At 64.0% G+C, this 24,338-nt stretch carries 24 protein-coding genes and 1 riboswitch; of the genes, 19 read left to right on the forward strand and 5 right to left on the reverse strand.

What is annotated here, in order from left to right; genetic code table 11:
- Window positions 1-14: 14 nt before the first annotated feature.
- From mihF to JJJ16_RS03640, 17 genes are all read left to right on the forward strand, one after another.
- A complete protein-coding gene (mihF, locus tag JJJ16_RS03560; RefSeq protein ID WP_007589281.1) occupies window positions 15-326 on the forward strand; it encodes an integration host factor, actinobacterial type in 312 nt (103 codons plus the stop codon).
- A 27-nt stretch (window positions 327-353) separates the two neighbouring features.
- Entirely contained in the window at window positions 354-911 is a 558-nt protein-coding gene (gene gmk, locus JJJ16_RS03565) for a guanylate kinase (protein ID WP_219751402.1), read from the forward strand.
- A gap of 36 nt (window positions 912-947) precedes the next feature.
- Complete coding sequence (rpoZ, locus tag JJJ16_RS03570; protein ID WP_003792400.1) at window positions 948-1,214, forward strand: DNA-directed RNA polymerase subunit omega; 267 nt, start codon at window positions 948-950, stop codon at window positions 1,212-1,214.
- A 1-nt stretch (window position 1,215) separates the two neighbouring features.
- Window positions 1,216-2,445 (forward strand): bifunctional phosphopantothenoylcysteine decarboxylase/phosphopantothenate--cysteine ligase CoaBC, encoded by a 1,230-nt coding sequence (coaBC, locus tag JJJ16_RS03575; RefSeq protein WP_219751403.1) that lies wholly within the window; start codon window positions 1,216-1,218, stop codon window positions 2,443-2,445.
- Window positions 2,442-3,629 (forward strand): methionine adenosyltransferase, encoded by a 1,188-nt coding sequence (gene metK, locus JJJ16_RS03580; RefSeq protein WP_219751404.1) that lies wholly within the window; start codon window positions 2,442-2,444, stop codon window positions 3,627-3,629. Before coaBC ends, metK begins: the two co-directional genes overlap by 4 nt.
- Window positions 3,626-4,261, forward strand: coding sequence for a vitamin K epoxide reductase family protein (locus JJJ16_RS03585; RefSeq protein WP_219751405.1), 636 nt, complete (start codon window positions 3,626-3,628; stop codon window positions 4,259-4,261). The genes metK and JJJ16_RS03585 overlap by 4 nt, the downstream gene beginning before the upstream one ends.
- A 42-nt stretch (window positions 4,262-4,303) precedes the next feature.
- A complete protein-coding gene (locus JJJ16_RS03590; protein ID WP_219751406.1) occupies window positions 4,304-6,286 on the forward strand; it encodes a primosomal protein N in 1,983 nt (660 codons plus the stop codon).
- 34 nt (window positions 6,287-6,320) lie between these two features.
- Window positions 6,321-7,265: a methionyl-tRNA formyltransferase gene (locus tag JJJ16_RS03595; RefSeq protein WP_219751407.1), complete on the forward strand. Its 945-nt coding sequence runs from the start codon at window positions 6,321-6,323 to the stop codon at window positions 7,263-7,265.
- Entirely contained in the window at window positions 7,262-8,734 is a 1,473-nt protein-coding gene (locus tag JJJ16_RS03600) for a transcription antitermination factor NusB (RefSeq protein ID WP_219751408.1), read from the forward strand. The genes JJJ16_RS03595 and JJJ16_RS03600 overlap by 4 nt, the downstream gene beginning before the upstream one ends.
- A 10-nt stretch (window positions 8,735-8,744) precedes the next feature.
- A complete protein-coding gene (rpe, locus tag JJJ16_RS03605) occupies window positions 8,745-9,407 on the forward strand; it encodes a ribulose-phosphate 3-epimerase (protein WP_219751409.1) in 663 nt (220 codons plus the stop codon).
- Window positions 9,408-9,516: 109 nt separating this feature from the next.
- A riboswitch (FMN riboswitch) is annotated at window positions 9,517-9,646 on the forward strand.
- Between the two features lie 56 nt (window positions 9,647-9,702).
- Window positions 9,703-10,476, forward strand: coding sequence for an ABC transporter permease (locus tag JJJ16_RS03610; protein ID WP_219751410.1), 774 nt, complete (start codon window positions 9,703-9,705; stop codon window positions 10,474-10,476).
- Between the two features lie 12 nt (window positions 10,477-10,488).
- Window positions 10,489-11,538: an ABC transporter substrate-binding protein gene (locus JJJ16_RS03615; protein WP_219751411.1), complete on the forward strand. Its 1,050-nt coding sequence runs from the start codon at window positions 10,489-10,491 to the stop codon at window positions 11,536-11,538.
- Between the two features lie 49 nt (window positions 11,539-11,587).
- A complete protein-coding gene (locus JJJ16_RS03620) occupies window positions 11,588-12,520 on the forward strand; it encodes a helix-turn-helix transcriptional regulator (RefSeq protein ID WP_219751412.1) in 933 nt (310 codons plus the stop codon).
- On the forward strand, window positions 12,513-13,451 hold the full coding sequence (locus JJJ16_RS03625; RefSeq protein WP_219751413.1) for a helix-turn-helix transcriptional regulator: 939 nt from the start codon (window positions 12,513-12,515) through the stop codon (window positions 13,449-13,451). Before JJJ16_RS03620 ends, JJJ16_RS03625 begins: the two co-directional genes overlap by 8 nt.
- Window positions 13,448-16,216, forward strand: coding sequence for a DEAD/DEAH box helicase (locus JJJ16_RS03630; RefSeq protein ID WP_219751414.1), 2,769 nt, complete (start codon window positions 13,448-13,450; stop codon window positions 16,214-16,216). Before JJJ16_RS03625 ends, JJJ16_RS03630 begins: the two co-directional genes overlap by 4 nt.
- A gap of 16 nt (window positions 16,217-16,232) precedes the next feature.
- Window positions 16,233-17,852: an apolipoprotein N-acyltransferase gene (lnt, locus tag JJJ16_RS03635; RefSeq protein ID WP_219751415.1), complete on the forward strand. Its 1,620-nt coding sequence runs from the start codon at window positions 16,233-16,235 to the stop codon at window positions 17,850-17,852.
- Between the two features lie 19 nt (window positions 17,853-17,871).
- Window positions 17,872-18,657, forward strand: coding sequence for a polyprenol monophosphomannose synthase (locus JJJ16_RS03640; protein WP_219751416.1), 786 nt, complete (start codon window positions 17,872-17,874; stop codon window positions 18,655-18,657).
- Here JJJ16_RS03640 and JJJ16_RS03645 read toward each other — a convergent pair.
- Entirely contained in the window at window positions 18,654-19,019 is a 366-nt protein-coding gene (locus tag JJJ16_RS03645; RefSeq protein WP_219751417.1) for an RNA polymerase-binding protein RbpA, read from the reverse strand. The genes JJJ16_RS03640 and JJJ16_RS03645 overlap by 4 nt on opposite strands.
- 163 nt (window positions 19,020-19,182) lie before the next feature.
- Between JJJ16_RS03645 and JJJ16_RS03650 the strand changes: the two genes are divergently transcribed.
- The gene (locus JJJ16_RS03650) at window positions 19,183-19,926 is read left to right on the forward strand and encodes a phosphatase PAP2 family protein (RefSeq protein ID WP_034466886.1); all 744 of its coding nucleotides are present in this window, start codon (window positions 19,183-19,185) and stop codon (window positions 19,924-19,926) included.
- Between the two features lie 33 nt (window positions 19,927-19,959).
- Window positions 19,960-21,474 carry an Hsp70 family protein gene (locus JJJ16_RS03655; RefSeq protein WP_219751418.1) on the forward strand — a complete coding sequence of 505 codons (1,515 nt, stop codon included), beginning with the start codon at window positions 19,960-19,962 and terminating at the stop codon, window positions 21,472-21,474.
- Between the two features lie 82 nt (window positions 21,475-21,556).
- On the opposite strand, the gene JJJ16_RS03660 is transcribed toward JJJ16_RS03655, so the two are convergent.
- The 4 genes from JJJ16_RS03660 to JJJ16_RS03675 form a co-directional block, all read right to left on the reverse strand.
- Window positions 21,557-22,108, reverse strand: a complete 552-nt coding sequence (locus JJJ16_RS03660) for a MerR family transcriptional regulator (RefSeq protein ID WP_034466881.1) — start codon at window positions 22,106-22,108, stop codon at window positions 21,557-21,559.
- A 112-nt stretch (window positions 22,109-22,220) separates the two neighbouring features.
- Complete coding sequence (locus JJJ16_RS03665) at window positions 22,221-22,988, reverse strand: MerR family transcriptional regulator (protein WP_219751419.1); 768 nt, start codon at window positions 22,986-22,988, stop codon at window positions 22,221-22,223.
- Window position 22,989: 1 nt separating this feature from the next.
- On the reverse strand, window positions 22,990-23,424 hold the full coding sequence (locus JJJ16_RS03670) for an FHA domain-containing protein (protein WP_003792423.1): 435 nt from the start codon (window positions 23,422-23,424) through the stop codon (window positions 22,990-22,992).
- A 112-nt stretch (window positions 23,425-23,536) separates the two neighbouring features.
- Entirely contained in the window at window positions 23,537-24,337 is an 801-nt protein-coding gene (locus tag JJJ16_RS03675) for a DUF881 domain-containing protein (RefSeq protein WP_219751420.1), read from the reverse strand.
- Window position 24,338: the final 1 nt, after the last annotated feature.

Here is a 24,338-nt window from a genome sequence, read left to right on the forward strand (position 1 = left end):
AGGAGATGATCAGAATGGCACTACCTGATCTCACGCCAGAACAGAGGGCGCAGGCTCTCGAGAAGGCAACGCAGGCACGGAGGCGTCGCGCCGAAGTGAAGAACGCGCTCAAGGCGCGCTCGATGAACCTGTCGGAGGTTTTGGAACTCGCTGATTCAGACGAAGCAGTCGCGAAGATGAAGGTGGTTTCGCTACTGGAGTCGCTGCCGCGCGTCGGCACGAACACGGCTGCCGTACTGATGGACGAGTACAAGATCGCCCAGAGCAGGCGCGTGCGTGGCCTCGGCCCCGTCCAGCGGAAGGCTCTCGTCGAGCGTTTCGGCTGACGCGGTCAAGCGTGGCACACTTGAGTCATGACTAAGGCTCAACTGACTGTCCTCGCTGGCCCTACAGCCGTTGGAAAGGGAACTGTTGTCGCTGCGCTTACGAAGCGCTACCCGACGCTCAACGTGTCGGTATCGGCAACAACTCGCGATCCTCGGCCCGGTGAACTGAACGGCGTCCACTACTACTTCGTTTCCGCACAAGAGTTCGATGCAATGATCGACCGCGGAGACATGTTGGAGTGGGCGCTTGTTCATGGAAAAAACAAGTACGGGACGCCTCGCGGACCCGTGGATGAAGCCCTCGCTGCTGGCAAGCCCGTGCTTCTTGAGATCGACCTGGCCGGCGCGCGCCAGGTCCGCACCAACAGGCCCGACGCTCAGTTCATTTTCCTCGCTCCACCTTCGTGGGAGGAGCTCGAACGTCGCCTTATCGGCCGCGGCACGGAAGGCCCCGAGGAACAGGCTCGCCGTCTGGCCACCGCCCGCGTTGAACTTGAGGCTGCCTCTGAGTTTGACCATGTTGTGATCAACGACGACGTGGAGCGCGCGGTGGATGAGCTGGCTCGGCTCATTGGCCTGGAGTAGTATCTATCTGAATCCGCCACTGAGAGGAATACACGCATGTCCGGAATTGTTGCCCAGCCCGTGGGCATCACGTCCCCGCCCATTGACGATCTGCTGGAGCACGTCGATTCCAAGTACGCACTGGTTATCTTCGCTGCAAAGCGCGCGCGCCAGATTAACTCCTACAATCTGCAGCTTCAGCAGAACATGATCCAGTTCGTGGGTCCGGTCGTCGACGTGCAGCCGGATGAGAAGCCGCTTGCGGTTTCCCTGCGTGAGATCAACGAAGGCCTCCTGTCTCTCGAAGCTAACCCCGAGGCCTGACATGGCAACGATCGTCGTCGGAGTGACCGGCGGCGTCGCAGCCTTTAAAGCACCCATCGTGGTCCGCGAGTGTCAACGCGCGGGCCACGACGTGTATGTCGCTGCGACGCGCGCATCTTTGGATTTCGTTGGCCGTTCCACTTGGGAGGGCATCACGTCCCGCCCGGTCGCCGTGGACATTGCGGGGGAGGGGCGCGCCGAGCACGTGGAGCTTGCTCGCGTCGCAGACCTCATCATCGTCGTGCCCGCGACCGCGAATTCTTTGGCGCGCCTCGCCGGCGGCTTCGCCGACGACATGGTGTCGCTGACGGTTCTCGCATCTGACGCACCCGTTGTCGTTGCCCCTGCGATGCATTCCAACATGTGGCTGGCGCCCGCTACGCAGGCGAACGTTCGGACGCTTCGCGAGCGCGGCTTCCACGTCATCGAACCCGCTTCTGGTGCGCTTGGTTCCGGCGACAGCGGTGTCGGCCGCCTTCCCGAACCTGAGGACATCGCGCGGGCGGCTCTCGACGTCCTCGGTGCTCATGAGCAGGCATCAAACGCTCTTGCTGGTCGCACGGTTGTTGTTACCGCCGGCGGTACACGTGAGCCCATCGATCCGGTACGTTTTCTAGGCAATAAGTCGTCCGGCCGTCAGGGACTGGCGATCGCCTCGGCTGCGGCGCGAGCCGGCGCATCGGTACGCGTGATCGCCGCAAACATCGAGTCGGCTTTGCTCGCAACGTTGCCGACGGCCGTGCAAGTCACTCGGGTGGGCAGTGCTCTGCAGATGCGCGAGGCGACGATCGCTCAGGTGGCCGATGCCGATGCTCTTGTGATGACGGCAGCCGTCGCGGACTTCCGGCCCGAGGCCGCCTCGGAGTCGAAGATCAAGAAGGACCCATCCAACGAGGAAGCTCCGACGATTCGCCTGGTTCGTAACCCCGATATCCTCGCCGAGATCGGGCACAGCGACCAGCGCCCGCCCCTCGTCGTCGGATTCGCAGCAGAGACCGGTACCGACGACGAGATTCTCGCCTACGGCACCGACAAGGCAGCACGAAAGGGAGCGGATTTCATCTGCCTGAACCGGGTGGGGGAGACCGTCGGATTCGGAGACGTGCCCAACGACATTCGGCTGCTCGATGCACGCGGGACCATCGCTGGCCGTTACGTCGGCTCAAAGGATGAGGTGGCCGCTGGTCTTGTCGGCCATATGGCTTCATTCCTTGATAATCTAAAGCGGTGAGTCAACAGCTTTTTTCTTCTGAGTCCGTTACCGAAGGTCACCCCGACAAGGTCTGTGACCGTATTTCCGATGCGATCCTCGACGCGCTGCTTGCCGCCGATCCCCACTCGCGCGTGGCCGTCGAGACGATGGCGGCTACCGGTCTCATCCACATCGCCGGTGAGGTAACGACCGAGGCGTACGTTGAGATCCCGGAGATCGTGCGTCGCGAGATCCTGTCGATCGGCTACGACTCGTCACGCGTTGGCTTCGATGGTGCCTCCTGCGGCGTGTCCGTGTCCCTCGACGGTCAGAGCCCCGACATTGCCGGTGGCGTTGATGAGGCTCTTGAGGTGCGCGGCACCGAGGGTGGCGACCCGCGTGACCGTCTCGGCGCGGGCGACCAGGGCATCATGTTTGGCTACGCTTCTTCGGACACCCCGGACCTCATGCCCGCCCCCATTTGGCTGGCACACCGCCTCGCGAAGCGCCTGACTGACGTTCGCAAGCAGGGCATCGTTGAAGGGCTGCGTCCCGACGGCAAGACTCAGGTGACTCTCGCGTACGAGGACGGTTGCCCGGTGGGTATCGACACGGTCGTCGTGTCCACCCAGCACGATGAGGCACTGTCGCAGTCCGCGATCGCCGACGCGGTACGCGACTATGTCATTAACCCCGTCATCGAAGAGTCCGGTCTCGCGCTGGCTACCGGCTCCATGACGACTCTCATCAACCCATCGGGTCGCTTCGTTTTGGGTGGTCCAGCCGCGGACGCCGGCCTGACCGGCCGCAAGATCATCGTCGACACGTACGGTGGCATGGCCCGTCACGGCGGCGGCGCCTTCTCCGGAAAGGACCCGTCAAAGGTCGATCGTTCTGCTACCTACGCCGCCCGTTGGGTGGCTAAGAACGTCGTTGCCGCCGGCATCGCCCAGCGTTGCGAAATTCAGCTTGCCTACGCGATTGGACGTGCACGCCCGATCGGCCTGTATGTCGATACCTTCGGCACCGCTTCGGTGCCCGAGGAGCGTATCGCGGACGCCATCCGCGAGGTCTTCGACCTGCGTCCCCTCGGCATGATCGAGGACCTCGATCTGCTGCGTCCGATCTACCGCGAGACCGCTGCCTACGGCCACTTCGGCCGCGACCAGTTCCCGTGGGAGGCGACCAACCGCGTCGACCAGCTCAAGGCTGCGCTCGCATGAGCGAGGCAGCGGAAGCCGAGGACTACCTGCCCTCGTACGAGACCGAGGACGCTCGGCGCGCGTGGCGTCGGCGCACGAGCCTGGAGATGATCATCTCCGGCTTCATCGGCCTCGTCACGTCGTTCGTCCTCTCGATCGAGGCATGGCAGCTCGCCGCTGATTCTTCGGCGCGCTTCGGCTGCGATATTTCATCCGTCTTGTCATGTTCGGCGGTTGCGCAAACGTGGCAGGCACGGATCCTCGGCTTTCCCAATGCGTTCCTCGGCATCTTTTTCGAGGCCGTGGTTCTCGCTATTTCCGTCGCCATTTTCGCGGGCGTGAAGTTTCCGCGCTGGTACATGCTGGGCACGAACCTGCTGTACACGATCGCGCTGTTCTTTGCGTTCTGGCTGTTCGGACAGTCGTATTTCATCATCCAGGTGCTGTGCCCATGGTGCCTGTTGATCACCCTGACGACAACGCTCGTCTTCGGAGGAATCACTCGCATCAATATTCGCGATGGCGTCATCCCGGCGCCCGAGGGACTGCGGCGTATCGTCGCCCAGGGCCTCGACTGGGCCCTGTGGGGTCTGATCGTCTTTGGTGTGCTCGCCATGGTAGTCGCGAAGTACGGGCTGAAGCTTCTCGGCTGAGAGCGGGACGCAGATGTGTGCTGGCCGTGATTCACTAGGATCATGACTTCCCAACAGGGCATGCTTGACGGTTTCGATCCGCCGCGGTCTCGGGCCGCGGAGATCGCTCGCGTGCTCGTTGACGTCGATCTGCCGCACATGGATCGGCCACTCGATTACGTCGTTCCTGACAAGTTCATTGACGAGGCCGAGGTCGGTCGCGCAGTTCGCGTACGGTTTTCCGGCACACGCGTAGATGGCTGGATCGTTGAGCGTACACGTCGCGATGTACTTGACGACACCGCGCAGATCGAATCGGTATCGTCTGCAATCCCAGTGCTGACGCCCGCACTGTACGAGGCTGCACGTCGCATCGCGACGCGTTTTCTCGCAACGACCTCGCAGGTCCTGTCGCTCGCTATCCCACCGCGACATGCGCGCGGCGAAAAGACCGTCGTACAGGCACACGAGTCGGTGTGGCCATCCCTTCAAGCTCCGACTGTTTCCGAAGGCTGGGCATCGTATCGTGCTGGCGACGCGTTACTTCACCGCCTTGCAGCCGGAGAGTCTCCGCGTGCAGTCGTGACCGCGCTGCGTCCCCGGATGCGCACGTGCCTGTCGGATGCCGTCGCTGCCACTGTCTCGTCGGGACGCAGTGCCATCATCGTGACTGCCACCGGAGAGGACGCCGCACGATACGCACGCGCACTCGAGGAGGATCTCGGGGTGCCCGTCGCTGTCACAGGCGGTGAGGTGGCGCCCGAGGAGCGTTACCGCATCCACGCAGCCGCGACGCTCGGGCGTCTCCCGATTGTGGTCGGCACGCGCTCGGCAGCGTGGGTTCCGTGTGCGAAGCTGGGCCTCATCGTCATCTGCGACGACGGCGACGATCGGCTGCGAGAGCGCAGGTTCCCTCGCTGCGACGTTCTTGATATTGCCGTGCAGCGGTGCGCGGTGGAGGGCGCGGGGCTCCTTGTTGCTTCCTTCGCACGCTCGGTGAAGGCACAGGCTCTCGTGCGTTCTGGATGGGCAGTCAGTCTCGATCCGGTGCCCGGCGCGCTGCGCGACGCGACCCCACGTGTGCATCTGCACGGCGCGACGGAAGCAGAACGTGAGGGCGCCAGCGGCCACATGCGCATTCCCCCGGCGGCGTTGCGCATGATTCGCCAGGGCCTGCGCGAAGGCCCCGTTCTCATCCAGGTCGCAGCGTCTGGATATTGGCCCACGGTCGTGTGCCGTCGTTGCGGCGAGCGTGCGCGCTGCCGCCATTGCTCGGGTCCCCTCGCAGTCAATAGCGGGGGAGAGGTCACCTGTTCGTGGTGTGCCCGCGCCACTGGCACTTGGCGGTGCCCACACTGCTCGGGAACAGAGCTACGCGCAGCTCGAGTGGGGTCTACACGTACCGCCGAGGAGATTGCACGCAACCTCCCGGACGCATCGGTCCTCGAGTCGTCGGCTGCCCACAGAATCAGCCGCCAGCTACCCTCACGCCCCATGGTCGTCGTTGCTACTCCCGGAGCGGAGCCAGACGTGGACGGTGGTTACGCCGCCGCCATCATCCTCGACGCGCACGCTTTGGCTGGGCGAGCCGAACTGTGGGCCCCGGAGGAGGCTGCCCGGCGGTGGCTCAACGCGCTGTCTCTTGTCCGCCCAGGCCACCCCGGCCTCGTCGTCGGGACGATTCCCGATGCCTTGGGGCAGGCACTCGTGCGCTGGGCTCCCACCGACTACGCCGATCGACTTCTCGACGAGCGTGAGGCTCTCGGCTTTTTCCCGGCTACGACGATGGTTGCCCTCGATGGGCCAGCGGCTCAGGTCCGTCAGGTTGCCGAACAGGTCATTCGCGATGGAGGAGCGGAGCTGGTCGGCACCGTCGTGCGCCCGGCGACGCGCGAGGGCGAGGAAAACGAAGTGCGCACGCTGGTGCGAAGCCCGTTGGCCGGGGCGACGTCGATGCTCGCCGTTCTTACCGAGATTCGACGCTCACGCAGTGCCCGCAAGGTTCCGCTCGTCAAAATGAGCGTGAACCCACCCGAGCTCTTCTGAGTCTGGGCCTGCGTAGTGCCGTAAACTGGCGACCGTGCGCATTATTTTTGCTGGTACCCCCGAGGCCGCAGTTCCCACGCTGCGGGCCCTGCTGTCGTCGTCCCACGAGGTCGCCCTCGTCATCACTCGTCCACCGGCTCGGCGCGGCCGCGGCAAGACGATGTACCCGTCACCGGTGGCAGAGGTTGCCACCGAATTCGGCGTGGAACTGTTAGAGACAACGACGCTGAAACCCCCCGACATCGCTCAGCGCATCGAGGACGTGCATGCGGACCTCGGTGTCGTTGTCGCTTACGGCGGCCTCGTTCCCCCGAACGTGCTGGCAATGCCCGTACACGGGTGGGTAAACCTTCATTTCTCTGATCTGCCGAGGTGGCGTGGAGCTGCTCCTGTCCAGTGGGCGATTCGCGAAGGGGATGCGACGACCGCGTCCTGCGTGTTCAACCTCGAGGAGGGCCTGGATACGGGCGACGTCTATTCGCGCGTCGAGGTTCCGATCGGATATGAGAGCGCTGGCGAGCTGCTCTCGTCCATGGCCGAGGCCGGGGCGGACCAGGTGCTCAGCGTCGTCGACGCGCTCGCCGCTGGGAGGGCAACCGCTACTCCGCAGCCCTCCGAGGGCGTCACGCACGCTCGCCGCCTCGAGCACGTCGACGGTTACGTGTCGTTCGCGCACGATGCCGGGTACGAGGATCGTGTCATTCGTTCTGTGACGCCCAATCCCGGCGCCTACACGGTGTTGCCGGGCGGGGCACGCATGAAGCTCGACAAGGCAACGCCCGTGGACCGTGACGATCTCGAACCCGGACAGCTTGAGGTCACGAAGAAGCAGGTGACCGTAGGCTGCGCGAGCGGAGCACTCGTGCTCGGCAGGGTGGCGCCGGCCGGTAAGTCGTGGATGGACGCGGCCGCCTGGGCGAGGGGAGCGCGGCCTTCCGAAGACCTGCACCTTGGTGGAGAGCTGGAGGGAGAGCGATGAGCGAGAGGCGTTACGCGGACGGCTACCGCAAACTTCGCAAGGCCGATGAGCCCCGTCGTATTGCCTACGACGTTCTTCACGAGGTCGAGACGCAGGGCGCGTTCGCGAACATCATTTTGCCGAAGGCTCTGCGCCAAGCCCGGCGCGACGGTCACTTCTCCGATCGCGACGCTGCCTTCACCTCCGAGCTCGTCCACGGCACGCTGCGCGCGATTGGCCGACTCGACTGGGTGATCTCCCGTCACATCGACCGTCCACTGACTGATCTCGATCCGCGCGCGCTCGTCATCCTGCGCATGGGCGCCCACCAGCTCCTCGACATGCGAGTGCCTGATCATGCTGCTGTGTCGGCGACTGTGGACGTTGCACGAGAGCACCTGACGGATGGCCCCGTGCGTTTCGTTAATGCCGTGTTGCGCTCGATCACTCGCGAGGATCCATCCGAGCGTGAGGCGGCTATGAATGCCATCGCCGACGAGGATCAAGCCCTCGGCGTGCGCTACTCGCACCCGGCGTGGATGGTCACTGCGTTCCGCGACGCCCTGAAGGCCGACGGCTACCCCGAGGATGAACTTCTCGACGTTCTCGAGGCTGATAACGAGGTTCCCACGGTCACTCTGGTGGCGCGCCCGTCGCTAATGAGCGTCGACGAACTCGCCGACGAGGCCGAGGATATTCTCGACACGCGCGTCGCCCTGGGTGCTGTCTCCCCGTATGCAGTGCTCCTTGAATCCGGCGATCCCGCACGCCTGCCCTCGATTCGCGACGGCCGTGCCGGCGCACAGGATGAGGGGTCGCAGCTCGCTGCCCTTATCGCTGCGTCCGCACCGCTCGAAGGCGACACCGACGAGCGCTGGCTCGACCTGTGTGCGGGTCCGGGTGGCAAGGCTGCGCTTCTGGCCGGCCTCGCTGCAGGCGTCGGAGCACGCGTGACCGCCAACGAGGTGCACCCGCACCGCGCCCGCCTCGTGGAGCGCACGACACGGCAGTTCGACTCCATCGAGGTCGTGAGTGGCGACGGTCGTACCTTCGGTGGGGGCCAGAGTGCATGGCCGCTCGGTTCTTTCGACCGTGTCGTCGTCGACGCCCCCTGCTCGGGCATGGGGTCGATGCGCCGACGCCCCGAATCCCGTTGGAACCGCACGCCCGCGGACGTGGAGGAGCTGACCGTTCTCCAGCGCGAACTCCTCGATCGAGCAGTCGCGCTGACACGCCCCGGAGGCGTTCTCACGTACATCACGTGTTCGCCACACGCGGCCGAGACGCGTGAACAGGTCGAGCGTCTGCTCAAGGCTGGCGAGGTTGAGCTGCTTGACACCGTGGCGCTCGCAAACGAATGCGCACCCGAAGCGCTGGACGTGCCGGCATCTGCGGGCGTCATTAAGGGGTTTAGCGGTCGGACGCTCCAGCTCTGGGATCACCGTTTCGGCACGGATCTTATGTTTGTGGCCTGTCTGCGCAAGCGCTAGCATATGCGTTATGAACGCCACAATTAGCCCGTCGATTCTCAACTGCGATATTGCTGACCTGCGTGGTGAGCTCGCCAAGATCGCAGGAGCGGACATTGCTCATGTCGACGTCATGGACAACCATTTCGTCCCCAATCTCTCGTGGGGTCTGCCCGTCGCGGAGGCTGTCGTCAAGTCCGGTATTCTGCCGGTCGACGCTCACCTCATGATCGAAGACCCGGATCGTTGGGCTCCGCAGTATGCGGAGGTCGGTTGTGAGTCCGTCACCTTCCACGCAGAGGCCGCAGCAGCGCCGCTGCGCCTGGCGCGCGAGCTCCACCGCATCGGTGCACGCGCCGGCCTGGCTCTGAAGCCGGCGACTGACATCGCACCGTTCGTCGACATCCTTAACGAGTTCGACATGATCCTCATCATGACGGTTGAGCCCGGCTTCGGCGGCCAGTCCTTCATCGAACAGATGATCCCGAAAATCGAGCGCACGCGCGCCGCGATCAACGCCGCAGGGCTGCAGGTGTCAATCCAGGTCGATGGCGGCATCTCGCGTGCGACCATCGAGCGTGCGGCCGAGGCCGGCGCCGACAACTTCGTCGCGGGTTCCGCAGTCTTCCGCGCGGAAGACGCTCATCGTGAGGTCGAGGCGCTGCGCGAACTCGCCAACGCCCATTCACACTGATCGCACACGCATTTCGGCGGCCGGAACGGGACGAGATCCCGTCCGGCCGCCTTTTCTTTCATAGGGGATACGCCTCGCGCAGCGCGACGGTCGGTGGCACAATGGCACACGAGTACTCCGGGGTCGGTGAAAGTCCGAACCGGCGGTGATAGTCCGCGACCCGCCTTCACAGAACGAGGGTGGTTGAGCCGGTGAAATTCCGGCACCGACGGTTAAAGTCCGGATGGGAGGAGTGCATGAGGCGCATCCGTGCGTCTGCTGTGCTGCGCGTACCCCCGGTGTCGGAAAGTAAGTCGTGGCAACTCGGAACAAGCCCCGCGGTGCGCTCACCGTCGCGGCACCGATCATCTTCCTTGCCCTTGTGCTGGCGGGATGGTGGCTGACGACGACGCTGACCGGCATCGAAGCCTGGCGCCTGCCCGATCCGTTTGCTGTTGCCCGAAAAGGCGTGGCGCTGCTCCAGCGCCCTGCCACCTGGCACCAGATTGCGGTGACGGGAGGCGAGGCTATCGCAGGGTGCGCGCTCGGAACGGTCGTTGCGCTGCCACTCGCGTATGCGATCTACCGATGGCGGCTATTGGCCGCCGCGGTGGAACCCTTCCTTGGAGCAACCCAAGCGTTGCCCGCCATCGCAATCGCCCCCATTCTCGTGCTGTGGGTCGGGTATGGCATCACACCGGTTATTGTGCTGTGCGCATTAATGGTGTTCTTCCCGATCCTTGTGTCCACCGTCGTCGGTTTACGTCATATCGATCGTGAGCTGCTCGAAGCTGCCGCGCTCGACGGCGCGACGGGCTGGACGATGGCTGCACAGATGGAGCTACCTCTTGCCGCTCCCGCCATTCTGGGCGGCCTGCGTAATGGGTTTGCTCTGTCTGTGACGGGCGCGGTCGTGGGGGAGATGGTCATGGGAGGGTCCGGGCTCGGGCAGGTACTCACTCAAATGAGAAGCAACGTGGACACCGCCGGCATGTTTGTCGTCATCGCGATCCTGTGCATCATGGCAACAATTCTGTACGTCATCGTGTATCAGATCGAGCGGTCGAAGCGCTACGCCATCACGCAGTGAAGGAGACATCCCTTGAAGCTATCCACTATCGTTCGCGCGACCGTAATTTGTGCCAGCGTCTCGCTGGCACTCGGCGCTTGCACAGCCGGTCCCGGCGCGACGCAGTCGGGCGCGTCCTCGAAGGGCGCCTCGGACGTGACGATCGGCCTAACCTACATCCCGAACGTGCAGTTTGCACCCGTGTACGTCGCCGATTCTCAGGGGCTATACAACGACGCCGGCATCACGCCCACAGTCCGTCATCATGGCTCGGATGAGGGCCTGTTCACGGCGCTTCTCGCCGGCCAGGAGGATGTGGTCATCGCGTCCGGCGACGAGGCAGCGGTTGCCGCCTCGCAGGGCATGGACCTCGTGTCGATTGGCCAGTATTACGCGACCTACCCGGGAAGCGTCATCGTCCGGGCATCGTCGTCGATCACGAGCCTGGCTGACCTCGCCGGAAAGACCATTGGCATCCCAGGTGAGTATGGTTCGAGCTACTACGCAACTCTTGCCGCTATCAAGGCCGGGGGACTGCAGACATCTGACGTGACCATTTCGTCGATCGGCTACACGCAGCAGGCGGCCCTCGCGGCTGGCCAGGTGGACGCAGTCGTTGGCTTTACCAACAACGACGCGGTGCAAATGAGACTGGCGGGCATCGACATCCGGGAGATCCCACTGGATGGAGCCTCGACTCCGCTGGTGGCAGCCTCGATTATTACGACGCGCGAATGGGCGCAGGCCCACCCTGATGCGGCACGCGCGGTCGTGTCCGCAACAACCGAGGCGATGAACACGATCGCCGCCGATCCCCAGGTCGCAATCGACGCGACGGCGAAGTGGGATACGACGCTCAGCGACGAGACGTCGCTGGCCGCAGCAAATGCTGTACTCGCTGCGACCGTTCCTCTGTGGCTCGGAGATGATGCCCACGCTGACGGCGTGCAGGATCTTGCCACTTGGTCTTCCATGGTGTCGTTCCTGACGTCGATCGGTGTCCTCGAAGGAGACGTCGATCCGAACGTCATCGTGACCAACGAGTACGCCAGCACGGCTAATACCGCGTCGCCTCAGTCCTAAACGGTGCGCCGTATGCTCGGGACGCGCGCGTTTCGCGTAGGGTAGGCGGGTGAGTACCGCCGTCAACGCTAACGTGCGCGTCCTTGAGCTTTTTGTGGAGCTCCTGGGCGCGCGTCCCGGGCGCACAAAGGCACAATTGCGCACTCTTCCCGGATATCAGGGGCTCGCGGACGATGCCTTCGAAACACAGTTCCAGCGCGACAAAGACGCGCTGCGCGACGCGGGTGCCCACATGACGATTCACTCGGGGGAGCGTTACAGCATCGCCTGGGATTCTTTTGCACCCGGCATCGAGGTGACCAGTGCCGATCGCGCGCTGATGTCGCTGGCTGCACGCGCGTGGGATAGTAGTGAGTTTTTCGCCGATGCCATTGATGCGAAGGCGGCTGCAGCTTCCTCCGACGATGTTGCTGCTCCCACTATTCGTCTCGGTCTCACCGGCCTCGGGGCAGCCACCGTGTTGTCGCAGGCAATTCGCGAGCGGCGCGTGGTGTGCTTCGAATACCCGGGATCTCGCGAGCTCACAGAGCGCTCCGTCGAGCCGTGGGCCCTGTCGGTCCAGGGCCGCGCCTTGTACCTGTGGGGATGGGACCTCGATCGCGGCAGCGAGCGCACATTCCGTGTGTCGCGCATACGCTCCCAGATTTCATTCATCGGGGAGCCGGGAGATGCATCGCTCCCACCCGAGGGAGCTGCGTTTCCGCGTGTGTCATCGTTCGTCTCTCCCATCGTCGACGTGCGTGGGGACTGCACTGCGCGCACACTTCTTCACGGTTACGAGGCTGGGGCATTGTCTGAGGAGCACGGTTCGCCTCGGCACGGCTGGGAGCGTGTCGCGCTTGAAGGCGCAGAGATGGGAACGTGGATAGGTCGCCTTCTTCCCCTGGCATGTGACGTGGTCGTCGTATCACCCGAGTCCCTGCGCGACGCGATGGTGACGCGCCTGCAAGCGGCCGCGACGTGGGGTGAGCGCAATGCCTGAGAACGTACAGTTGGCCGTTGTCCGCCTCGCTTCGATGGTCGCGTGGATGAGTGACCATCCCGGCGCGAGCGTCGATGAGATCGCTGCGCATTTCCATCGAACTCGCCGACAGGTGCGTCGTGATATCGAGTATCTAGCATCCGTTGGAGATTCATTGCCCGGTGCGTCCTTCGAGGTCGATTGGGAGCTCTACGAGCGAGAACAGCGCGTGTCACTACGCTCGACGCTGGGCGCCTCGGCGCCGCTGCGTCTGTCCACGTTAGAGGCGCAGGCTCTTCTCATCGGGCTGTCTGCGATCACCCCGCTGCTTGGCACGGATCTTGCCGCTCATGTTCCGCATGCCGCCCTCGTCGTCTGCGCGCTCGGGGGCCTGAAAGAGGCCGACGCCGAACAGCACGTGGAGGCCATTCCTTCTCTGGCCTCGTCGAGCGAGAGCCTCGAGAACCTGCGCGATGCCCTCCTGCGCGAAGAACGAGTGTCTTTCACCTACGTGTCCGCTTCTGGCGTTCGCACGCGCCGCATCGTCGACCCGTGGTCGCTCGAGGCGAGCGCGAGCGGCTGGCTGCTGCGCGGCTGGTGCACTCGCGCGGGGGAGGCTCGCAGCTTCGCGGTCGCGTCGATCAGCGACGTGCGTGGCGAGGGCCCGCGCGTCGAAGAGCCGCGCCGCGTGCGTCATGATGCGCCCACCTGGACGCTCGACGTCGATCGCGCTGCCCGGTGGATCGCCGACGAATACAACGGTGACATCATCGCCGAGCTGGACGGTGGGGGAGCGCGCATCACCCTTCCCGTCTGGAACGAACAGTGGGGCCTGAGCCTCCTCATCGACATTGCCCCACACCTGCGCGCAGCGACACCGGACATGCGCGACGAAGCCGCACGCCGTGCGCGCTCAGTTTTGTCGATCTGGACCCGAGAGGATGCATCGTGAGCCCCAAACGACGTCGACACCGCAACCGGGACACTGAGAACGTCACCCAGCGCGAGGAGGAAGTCGGCCTCGGAGTGGGCAGTGCAGCCCAGCGCTACGCAGCGTACAAGGCCGAGGCGCAGGCCGCCTCGTCGCTGCGCGCCCGTTGGGTGTCCACGCTGAGCTTCACCCCGGACCCGTTCCAGATCCAGGCACTCGATGCCGTCGAGGCTGGCAGCTCCGTCCTCGTTGCTGCACCCACAGGTGCGGGAAAGACGATCGTCGGCCAGTTTGGCGCTTACGTCGCCCTCGAGCAGGGAATGCGCGCGTTCTACACGACGCCGATCAAGGCTTTGTCCAACCAGAAGTACCTGGAGCTGTGCGACCTGTACGGCGCGGACAACGTCGGCCTCGCGACCGGAGACACGTCGGTGAACTCCGGTGCCCCAGTCGTCGTTATGACGACAGAGGTCCTGCGCAACATGATCTACGCGGGCGCATCCCTGAGCGACTTGGGCGTCGTCGTCCTCGACGAGGTCCACTACCTGGCGGATAAGATGCGCGGCCCAGTCTGGGAGGAAGTGATCATTCACCTGCCCGCACACGTCGCGATCATCGCCCTGTCAGCCACGGTGTCGAACGCGGAGGAGTTCGGCGCATGGATCCGGGAAGTGCGCTCCACCTGCGAGATCATCGTGTCCGAAAAGCGTCCCGTCCCGCTCTACCAGCACATGATTGTCGGCGAAGACATCTTTGACCTGTACGCGCCCACCGGCAAGGGAAAGCTTAATCCCGAGCTCGTGGCAGCGACGCGGGACTCCGGGATGCGCGGCGGGCGCGGCTCACGCTCGTGGAACCGTGAGGTTCGCGTGCGTCGTGAGTCGCGTCCCTCGACGCTGATTTCTCTTGATCGCGCGCGGCTGCTGCCCGCCATTACTTTCATCTTCTCGCGGGCAGGATGCGAGGATGCGGTCCGCCAGATCCTGTCTACGCGCATCACGCTGACGAGCCGCTCGGAGGCCGCGGAAATCGAGAGCTACGTGGATGAAGTCATCGCACTCCTTCCTCCCGAGGACGCCATCGTCCTCGGCGCCGAGGCGTGGAAACGCGGCCTCATGCGCGGTATCGCCGCCCACCACGCCGGAATGCTACCCCTCATGAAGGAGAGCGTCGAGCACCTGTTTTCGCGCGGCCTCGTCAAGATGGTGTACGCGACCGAGACTCTCGCGCTCGGCATCAATATGCCCGCGCGCACAGTCGTCATCGAATCGCTGACGAAGTGGAACGGCTCGGCGCATGTCTCTCTGTCCGCCGGTGAATACACGCAGCTGTCGGGACGCGCGGGGCGTCGCGGTATCGACACCGAAGGCCACGCGGTCGTCTCGCATCGTGGGGGAGTGGCTCCCGAAGAGGTCGCAGCCCTCGCGTCAAAGCGCACGTACCCGTTGATTTCCGCGTTCACTCCGACGTACAACATGGTCGTCAACCTGCTCGCGCGCTCGACGCGCGCCCAGACTCGCAAGGTCCTGGAGTCCTCTTTCGCACAGTATCAGGCAGATTCCGCTGTCGTCGCGCTCGCGTCGCGACTGACCGAGCTAGAGGCTCAACGCGACGCGACGGTCGAGGATCTGTCGTGTTCGCACGGTGACGTCCGCGAGTACTTGACGCTACGAGACCAGTTGGGTCAGGCTGAGAAGTCCGGCGCACGAGCGCGCAAGCGCGAGGCACGTGATGAATCGCGTCGTCTTCTGTCCGGCGTGCGCCCGGGCGACGTCCTCGCACTGACTCGTGGCCGCAAGACCCGCCTGTGCGTCGTTGGGGCGAAGGCCACCAGCGCCTCGGGCAGGGTTGAGGTCTCCGTGATCGGGGAGGACGCCACGTGGAGGGCACTGGCCCCCGAAGACGTGCGCGGTGCAATTGCTGTCGTCGGCCATATGTCCATTCCCGGTGGGTCTGCGCTACGGCGCACGAAGGAGCGCACGCGCATCGCCGGGGACCTGCGTTCCGGCGCAGCCAAGGGCCTCTACGAGGTCCCAGTAGATTCCACGCAGGCCTCTGATCCGATTTCCGCACTGCGCGTCGCGATGCGTCAGCATCCGGTTCACCGCTGCCCGCATCGCGAGGAGCACGCTCGTGCTGGCGCCCAGTGGGCACGTCTGGCCCGCGAGATCGATCGTCTCCGCTCATCCATCGACTCCCAGACGGGTTCCGTGGCCGCCCAGTTCGACCGTGTCTGCGCGGTTCTCGAGCGCCTCGGCTTTTTGTCGGGGGACGAGGTCACAGACGCAGGTCAACGCTTGCGCCGAATCTTCGGCGAGCGCGACCTCGTGGTGGCCATGTCGATGAACGAGGGCACGTGGAATGAGCTCGACGAGGCGGAGCTCGCGTCGATGGTTTCTGCGCTCGTCTACGATTCTCGCTCCGACGACGATGCGCAGCAGCTGGCTCCTGCGGGCGTGGGCATTCGGTTGCAGGAAGCGTGGCACGAGAGCCTCGCGACCCTGGAGCGCGTGCACCGCGTCGAAAAGGCCTGTGGCTGCGACCTGACCCCGAGCCTCGACGCCGGTCTAATGGCTGCCACACTTGCGTGGGCGCATGGCTCGACGCTGGCCACGGCGATTGATGCCACGCCGATCCAGGCCGGAGACTTCGTCCGCTGGATGCGTCAGGTCATGGACTGCCTCGGCCAGATTGCGTCGGCGTCGTCTAGCGGCGAGCTGGCGCGAAAGGCCGAGGCCGCGAAAGACCGCATCGGACGCGGTATCGTTGCGTGGTCGACGATTTGAGACACCTGGAGGGCTAGTGGGGCATCAGGACATCTTCCAGCGCGCATCGTTTGCGCACGTGTGCGGCGATTCGATCATCGCCGCGATTGCCGGCCTCGCGCTATACGCGTCGTTTCCGCCCGTAGGCTGGTGGTGGCTATCGATTCCTGCCCTCGCCCTGTTTCTGTCGCGCATTGACGAGGCCAGGGCCCCGCGCGCGCTGACGGTGACCTTCGTGTTCGGCATGAGCTTCTGGGTTCCTCTCATCGACTGGATTCCGCTGGCCGTTGGCACGACACCCCCGTGGTTCGTTCTGGCGCTCGTGCAAACGTTCTTCTTCATGGGCTGGGTGGTCTTTGCCCGCTGGACTCAGCTGTGGCGATGGGCGCGCGGTCCGCTCGTCCAGGCGTTGTTGTTTGCGCTGACCTGGACAGGCGTCGACGCTGCTCGGTCGCGCTGGCCGTGGTCGGGCTTTCCGTGGGGATCTGTTGCCTTGCCTCAGGTGGATTCACCCCTCGGTCATCTCGCACCCTACGGAGGCACGACGCTTATCACCGCGGTCGTCGTTTTTCTCGCCGTTCTGGTACGCCGCGCTTTCGCGGCTCGCGACGCCGCAGTGATACGCGAGCATTGGTTTTCGCGTCCGGCATTGGGTCTCATCGTCGCCGCCGCATACGTCGCGCCCCTCGCAATTTCTTTGCCCAATCAGGCGGAGAACGGTATGTTACGCGTCGGCGTCGTCCAAGGCGATATCGCGTTGCCCGGAGCCGAGGCATACAGCCGTGAGGGCGAGGTGACCGATAACAACATGCGGGCGTCCCTCGAACTCGCGAGTTCGCCGCAGGTCACCGATCACCCGATCGACATCGCGCTCTGGGGCGAGGGATCCGTTGACCGCGATCCGCTTGCATTCCCTGCGATTGGTCAGGCCGTCGATCGAGCCGCCACGGCGCTGGATGCGCCGATCCTGATCGGCTACACGAATCTCAACGAGCGCGACCGCGTGAAGAACTGGCTGGCGGTATGGGAGCCAGGCACGGGAATGGACGAGGCCGCACGTTACTCCAAGCACGTTCCCGTTCCCTTTGGCGAGTTCATTCCTTTCCGGGACTTCATTGCTTCGTTCGCGACCGAAGTTGCTCAGTCCAGCAAGGACATGGAAGCGGGGGAGGAGCCTCCCCTGATGACTATCCAGGCACGCGACGGGCGCAGTGTTCCCCTGGCCGTCGGTATCTGTTTCGAGGCTGCGTACCCCCTCGTGATCGGCGACGGCGTCGCTCGTGGCGGTCAGGTCATCGTCGTCCCCTCGAACAACTACCATTTCCGTTCGTCGGGCGAGTCCGCGCAGCAGGGCCAGCTCTTGCGCATGCGCGCGATGGAGTATTCACGCAGTGCCGTTCAGGCTTCCACGACCGGCCACTCGTACGTGATTCGTCCCGACGGCTCGATTCTCGCGAGCACAGGTACCGAGGAGGCGGCGACGCTCGCCGCCGACATCCCGCTTCGTACCTCGCAGACGTTGACAGCTTTGGCGGGGGAGAGGATTCCAGGCGCTGTGATGGTGGCGACACTAATCATGGCGATTCTCACCACCGCAACAGTTATCGGACAAGGAATCAGAGCGTCAGCGCGCGCCAGACGTGCGTCCGGCCACTAAATTCGGCAAGATGTGAGTCATGACTGAATCTGTTCCTTCCTCTCCGTCGCCCTCCGGCGACCACACCCTGATCGTTATCCCGACGTACAACGAGATGTCGACCTTGCCGACGATTCTGGGCGACATCTGGGCGAACGTGCCGGGCGCGCACGTGCTTATCGTCGACGATTCGTCGCCAGACGGAACGGGGGAGTGGGTCGACAACCGACGCGAGGGCGAGGAGCGTCTCCATGTCCTTCATCGCCCCGCGAAGTCGGGGCTTGCCACGGCCTACGTCGACGGCATGGGCTGGGGCATCGACCACGGATACCCCTTCATTCTTCAGATGGATGCAGATGGGTCGCATCGTCCCATTGATCTGCCGAAGTTACTCAGCCGTATGGCTGGCCCGGACCGTCCGGACCTGGTCATCGGGTCTCGTTGGGTGCCGGGTGGAGCCATCAACGGATGGTCTGCGAAGCGTGTCGCCCTGTCCAAGGCAGGCAATTATTATGTCCGTTTTTGTCTGGGTACGCCCGTGCGCGATGCGACGGCGGGCCTGCGCCTACACCGCGCGTCATTCCTGAGCGAACACGAGGTTCTCGGTCGGGTAGCGACGACAGGATTCGGGTTCCAGGTCGAAATGACCGAGCTCGAGCGTTCCCTGGGCGCCGTTATCGCCGAGGTTCCGATCACCTTCGACGAACGCATGGCCGGCGAATCGAAGCTCGACTCGTCGATTTTCGTCGAGGAACTCGTGATGGTAACGAAAGGCGGCCTGAGCCGACTAGCCCAGGCCGCGCGACGGATCTTGCCGAAGCGTTAGCCCTTGCGGTAGGAACCCTCGGGACGCAGGCGACCCTCGCGGTACGCTGTGAGCTGCTCGGTCAGAACGACCTCGAGTTCGTCGATCGAGCGACGCTCGAGCAGCATGTCCCAGTGGGTACGCTGAGGCTTGACGGGCTTATTGTCCTCATCCTCGACAGTTTCGCCGATAAGCTCGGCCGCCTGGCCACACTTGCATTCCCACGTCGCAGGCGCGGTGGCCTCGCTGGACAGCGTCACCTCGAACTCGTGGCCATTGGGGCACGCGTAACGAACGATGAAACGGTCGGCGAAAACGACACCGTCCTCAGACTCGAGGGACTTCGCACCGATCTGCATGCCACGCAGCGCGCGGTCAGCCATAACAGCCTCCTGAACAAAAGAACGAAACGGGTCCATTCTATCTGACACGTCAAGCGGAACGCTCCCACGGCCTCGTCTCAACCCCACCCACCGATCCGATAATGTACATTATGTCCGATATTCTTTATCGACCGCTCTCCGACCACGCGGTACAGTTACACCCATGACGACAGACCATGAAGTGCGTTCGCAGCGCCCTCCTGCCATCCGAGAGACCATCGTGCTCGCGCTGGCATGCCTGTCGTATTCCATCCTGTCGTTCCTCGCGAAGGCTCCGGAATCTGTCGCGGTCGCTCACGCACACGACGTCGCCGCCTTTGAGTCCCACTTCGGGCTGTTTATTGAAGGCCCCGCAAACGCCTGGCTCACGACCCACCCGCTGCTCGCGTCTCTCGCATCCACCCAGTACGCGGTATCATTCTTCGCAATGACCGGCTTTGCCATGGTTGTTTTATGGCTAAAGGCCCCCGCTCACTATCGGATCGCCCGATGGACACTCGTCGTCATGACGCTAGGCGCGCTCATCACCTACTGGACCTATCCCCTGGCTCCCCCGCGCCTCGTTCCTGACCTTGGTTTCGTCGACGCCGTCGCCGAGCACACGTCCGCATATTCGCAGCTATTCGGCACGCTCGCGAACCCCTACGGCGCCATGCCCTCGATGCACACGGGTTGGTCCGTGTGGGTTGCAGTCATGCTCGGTACGTACGTCTGGCGCTCATGGTGGGCCCGGCTCATTCTCGCCGCCCACCCCGTTTTAACCATCGTGACAATCGTCGCAACGGCCAATCATTATGTGGTTGATGCCATTGCTGGTTGCGCATACTTCCTGCTCGCCTGGCTCTTTGTCACCATTGCAAACAGGGCCTTACCGGGGAATGTGCGAACGCCCGGCGAGACGTCCTAGGTCCTCCCCTATTTAAACGCTAGTGTGGGTGCCATGAGACTCGGAGTTGATTTTGGCACCACGACCACTGCGATCGCTATCGTCGATCGGGGGAACTACCCAATCGTCTCTTTCGTCAACAATCATGACGATACGGTCGATTTCGTTCCGTCTATCATCGCTCTTGACGGCGACCGCCTGGTTTACGGTTTCGACGCCGAAGACGCTGCCCGTGAAGGCGCTCCTCATCTGCGCTCCTTTAAGCGTCTGCTGTCCGATCCGTCGGTGACTGACACGTCCACGCTGCGCCTGGGTAATCACAGCGTCTCGATCCTCGACGCGCTGACGGGTTTCCTCAGCTACGTTGTACGCCAGCTACGCACCAACTCCTCCATCGCCTCGCTGCCGGATTCGGAGCCGCTCGAAGCGCTCGTCGGCATCCCGGCCCACGCGTGGTCAGCACAGCGCTTCCTGACTCTTGAGGCCTTCCGCCGCGCGGGATGGGACGTCCTCGCGATGGTCAACGAGCCTTCTGCCGCAGGTTTCGAGTACACGCACCGCCATGCGGGCACACTCAATTCCAAGCGCACCGCAATCCTCGTCTACGACCTGGGCGGCGGCACTTTCGACGCCTCCATCGTGTCCGCCACGGGCACGCTCCACGAGGTCATGGGCTCGCGCGGCCTCAACATGGTCGGCGGCGATGACTTCGACGTCGTGCTTGCTACCCGCCTCGCCGCTGCCGCTGGGACCGACTCAGGCAAGCTTGGGGACGATGCGTGGGAGCGTCTCATCGAAGACTCACGCGACGCGAAGGAGACCCTCTCCCCTTCGACAAAGTTCATCACCGTGCCCGTCGATGGTAAGCCTGTGACGATTCCCGTCACCGACTTCTACGAGGCAGCCACTCCCCTGGTCGAGGCAACGATCGAGGCCATGGAGCCCCTGTTGGTGCCGGATGCATCCGGAGTCGGCCAGCTGGGCGGCGACATCGCCGGCCTCTACGTCGTTGGAGGCGGTTCGCAGCTGCCGCTGGTTGCCCGCGTGCTCCGTTCGCGCTTTGGCCGACGCGTGCACCGCTCGCCGCACACGGCGGCCTCAACCGCGATCGGCCTGGCCATCGGGGCCGATCCCGAGGCCGCGTACACGGTGCGCGAACAGCTCTCGCGTGGCGTCGGCGTCTTCCGTGAGCGCGAGGCCGGCTCGTTCATCTCGTTCGATACTCTTCTGGAGCCGAACACCGAGCTCGCTCCCGGCGAGACCCTGACGATTAAGCGCCGCTACCGCGCCGCGCACAACATCGGATACTTCCGCTTCGTCGAGTATTCGTCGTTCGACGAGGCCGGGGTGCCCCGCGGTGACCTGCAGCCCTACGGCGAAGTGATCGTCCCCTTCGATCGCTCCCTGCGCCGCTCCGACATCGACCTGTCGGCCGTCCCCGTCATCCGCACCGAGGATGGACCTCTCATCGAAGAGTCCTACATTGTCGACGAAAACGGCATGGTGACCGTGGAAATCACGGATCTGGAGACCGCCTACACCGTGACGCGTCCTCTCGGCCGGCGTTAGTCGCCCAGGCGGCGCTCGCCGCTTGATAAGTGTGGGGCCCAGGCATTGCGCCTGGGCCCCACACTTACGTTGAAGACACGTCTCAGGAAGCTGAAAGCTTCGAGCGACGACGCTCGGCGAGCTCGTCGACGAAGGCGGGCTCGGAGCGCTCAAGGGGCAGCTCAGCGAGCGAACCCTCGACCTCGCGCCAGACGCGGCCCACAGCGATGCCAAAAACACCCTGTCCGCCCTGAAGAAGATCGATGACCTCATCGGTGGAGGTGCACTCGTAGACCGACGCACCGTCGCTCATCAGCGTGATGGATGCAAGGTCATCCACTCCCCTGTTCTGCAGCGACGACACGGCAACGCGAACCTGCTGGAGAGAAACGCCGGCGTCCAGGAGCTTCTTGACGACCTTCAGGACGAGAATGTCACGGAAGGAGTAGAGGCGCTGCGAGCCGGAGCCGCGCGCGGCGCGGATTGACGGCTGCAGCAGACCGGTGCGAGCCCAGTAATCGAGCTGACGGTACGTGATACCGGCTGCGCTGCACGCAACGGGACCGCGGTAGCCCATCTCGTCCGTGTCGAGCCCCTCAAGGGGATCGCCGAACAGCATGCCTTGCCGGCTTGCGGCGTTCGCTTGTGCGCTCACTCGGGGGCTCCTTGCAGGTAATACGTGATGAGAACAGGACTACGGTAGAGCACGAGCAACGCTCGGTCAATGACCTCCCCGGCGAGTCTAACCTTCATGTTGAACATGAGACTTAGTCCCCGTCCTCCGCCAGCGACGACACCGCCACCGCCAGCATGTCCCGATGCAATTCGGCAAACAGGTCGCCCAGTTCGATAGCTCGGGCGCGCGCACGCTCACGATCCGCGCCACGGCCTCGTCCCCTCTGAGAGGAAACAGTCTGGTCGATGATATCCGCACTACGTTCCGCGCCCTGACGAACGCCGCGCAGCACCCGAACATCCACCCCCGCGGATTCGAGACGCGCGATGGTAGAAACGGCTTGCACGCAGCGAGAAGGGAAATAACCGGCCAGATCCGGAGTGATCAGCCCAAGCCTCGCATAACGCTCGAGGGTGTCCATATCGACGCCCGTCAGGTCCGACAGATCCGCGGCCGGAATGGCCCGACGGCCCCCCAGCGACACCGTCTGCCCCTCTGAGGACACGACCTGCGCGACACGACGGCGCACGGGCTCGTGACCGGCATCGAGCGCATCAAGCTGCCCGCGAATCACACTCAGCGGAGTGAACGAGTCGCGCTGCTCCGTCAAGACGTAGCGCAGCCGCTCGACGTCGGCGGCCGAATACTTGCGGTACCCGGATCCGGTGCGAGCGGGTGAGACAAGGCCTTCGCTCTCCAGGTAGCGAACCTTCGACAGCGAGATCGCAGGGAACTCGTCCTTCAGTGCATCGACAACACGGCCGATCGACAGCTCCGGCGAATGGTCCGCATCATGCGGCCACGAGGTCGCTTCCTCCACGGAAGCAACCTCGTGACGACGTGCAAGAGCTGCGCACACGTCAGGCCTGCTTGGTCGACGGCTGGTAGGTCAAACGATACTTTCCGATCTGCACCTCGTCGCCGGCGTGCAATTCAATTGAATCGACGCGCTCACGGTTCACGTACGTGCCGTTCAGCGAGCCAGAATCGCGCACGATGTGGCCGCCGTTCGACGCAATGAACTGGCAGTGCTTGCGCGAGACCGTCACGTCGTCCAGGAAGATGTCGGCTTTGGGGGAACGACCCGCGTTCGTCACCTCAGGATCAAGGAGGAAGCGCGCGCCCGTGTTCGGGCCGCGCTGGACGATAAGGAGCGCAGAGCCGGCAGGCAGTGCCTCGACGGCCTCACGATCGCGAGCAGACAGGGCAACGGGAGCCTCCTCGACATCCTCCGTCACAGGCGCGAGGCCGAAGATAGAGGTTGCGGTCGGGTCAAGCGGCTGGTTGTCGGACATTGTGCGCTCCAAACGATCATTTCAGGGACTGTATTAAGTGTAAACGTTCACCATCCGACAAGCGCGGGCACGGTGAGCACGGTGACTCCCCCACCGATTATACGGTGGGACCTCACTGGTAGGTGGCGAACTGGGGTGGGCGCGGAGTCGCAATCGATTCGATCGTAATGTCCGTCGACGGCGTGATCGCCACATTGGCGCCCTTGGCGCGCATCTGCGCCGCCGAACCAGCCTGGATATCCAACGCCGTGGCGATCGTCTGAGACTCCCCGATCACTTTCCACGTGTAGGGCGACGAGATGGGAATTCCATCGACCGCAATCGAGCCGGCCTGCCCTGTGAAGGACGACCGAGTCGACAGGCGAATACCGTTGAGTTCGATGGCCTCGGCACCCGCATTGCGCAATTCGCCCAGCGTCATGACGAACTGCGTCGACGTCAGGTTTGCGCCGGCGTCGACGACCGAGACTGTCACGCCGGGACCGCGGACCGGCACTGTACCCGCAGCGATCTGCGCTTGGGTTTCGGCCTTTCGTGCCGCCTGCTCTCGTGCCTGTGCCTCATCGGCGGCGCTGCGCAGTTCGTCTAGTTCACTGGAAAGTTCGCCGCGACGCGTGCGCAGGTTTTGCTCCTGCGTGCCCAACTCATCGAGCACCGTGACAAGATCTTGTTCGGACAGTCCTTCGAGGGGGTCGGATCGCTGCGCCCTCACCTGCGTGGCAAGAGCGAACCCCAAAATCATAAAGATCACGAGCATCACGACGTGCAAACCACGGGGCAGCGCAAAGAACGCCTGTCGCGCCCGGGCCCACAGGCGCCGTCCGCTGTGTGGCTCACGGTGAACGCCGTGCCCGCGGGGCGCGGGCGCACTCTCGGACGCGGAGGGAATCGTCTCTTGATTCTGTTCACTCATG

The organism is Schaalia sp. ORNL0103 (genome assembly GCF_019429565.1).
GTDB lineage: Bacteria > Actinomycetota > Actinomycetes > Actinomycetales > Actinomycetaceae > Pauljensenia.

Bases quoted from the DNA above. Each gene is read 5' to 3' on its own strand.
- rpoZ (WP_003792400.1), top strand. From the start codon at position 948: ATGTCCGGAATTGTTGCCCAGCCCGTGGGCATCACGTCCCCGCCCATT.
- JJJ16_RS03640 (WP_219751416.1), top strand. From the start codon at position 17,872: ATGACTGAATCTGTTCCTTCCTCTCCGTCGCCCTCCGGCGACCACACC.
- JJJ16_RS03670 (WP_003792423.1), bottom strand. From the start codon at position 23,424: ATGTCCGACAACCAGCCGCTTGACCCGACCGCAACCTCTATCTTCGGC.
- mihF (WP_007589281.1), top strand. From the start codon at position 15: ATGGCACTACCTGATCTCACGCCAGAACAGAGGGCGCAGGCTCTCGAG.
- JJJ16_RS03585 (WP_219751405.1), top strand. From the start codon at position 3,626: ATGAGCGAGGCAGCGGAAGCCGAGGACTACCTGCCCTCGTACGAGACC.
- JJJ16_RS03590 (WP_219751406.1), top strand. From the start codon at position 4,304: ATGACTTCCCAACAGGGCATGCTTGACGGTTTCGATCCGCCGCGGTCT.
- JJJ16_RS03625 (WP_219751413.1), top strand. From the start codon at position 12,513: ATGCCTGAGAACGTACAGTTGGCCGTTGTCCGCCTCGCTTCGATGGTC.
- JJJ16_RS03650 (WP_034466886.1), top strand. From the start codon at position 19,183: ATGACGACAGACCATGAAGTGCGTTCGCAGCGCCCTCCTGCCATCCGA.
- coaBC (WP_219751403.1), top strand. From the start codon at position 1,216: ATGGCAACGATCGTCGTCGGAGTGACCGGCGGCGTCGCAGCCTTTAAA.
- JJJ16_RS03675 (WP_219751420.1), bottom strand. From the start codon at position 24,337: ATGAGTGAACAGAATCAAGAGACGATTCCCTCCGCGTCCGAGAGTGCG.
- JJJ16_RS03645 (WP_219751417.1), bottom strand. From the start codon at position 19,019: ATGGCTGACCGCGCGCTGCGTGGCATGCAGATCGGTGCGAAGTCCCTC.
- rpe (WP_219751409.1), top strand. From the start codon at position 8,745: ATGAACGCCACAATTAGCCCGTCGATTCTCAACTGCGATATTGCTGAC.
- JJJ16_RS03655 (WP_219751418.1), top strand. From the start codon at position 19,960: ATGAGACTCGGAGTTGATTTTGGCACCACGACCACTGCGATCGCTATC.
- gmk (WP_219751402.1), top strand. From the start codon at position 354: ATGACTAAGGCTCAACTGACTGTCCTCGCTGGCCCTACAGCCGTTGGA.
- JJJ16_RS03600 (WP_219751408.1), top strand. From the start codon at position 7,262: ATGAGCGAGAGGCGTTACGCGGACGGCTACCGCAAACTTCGCAAGGCC.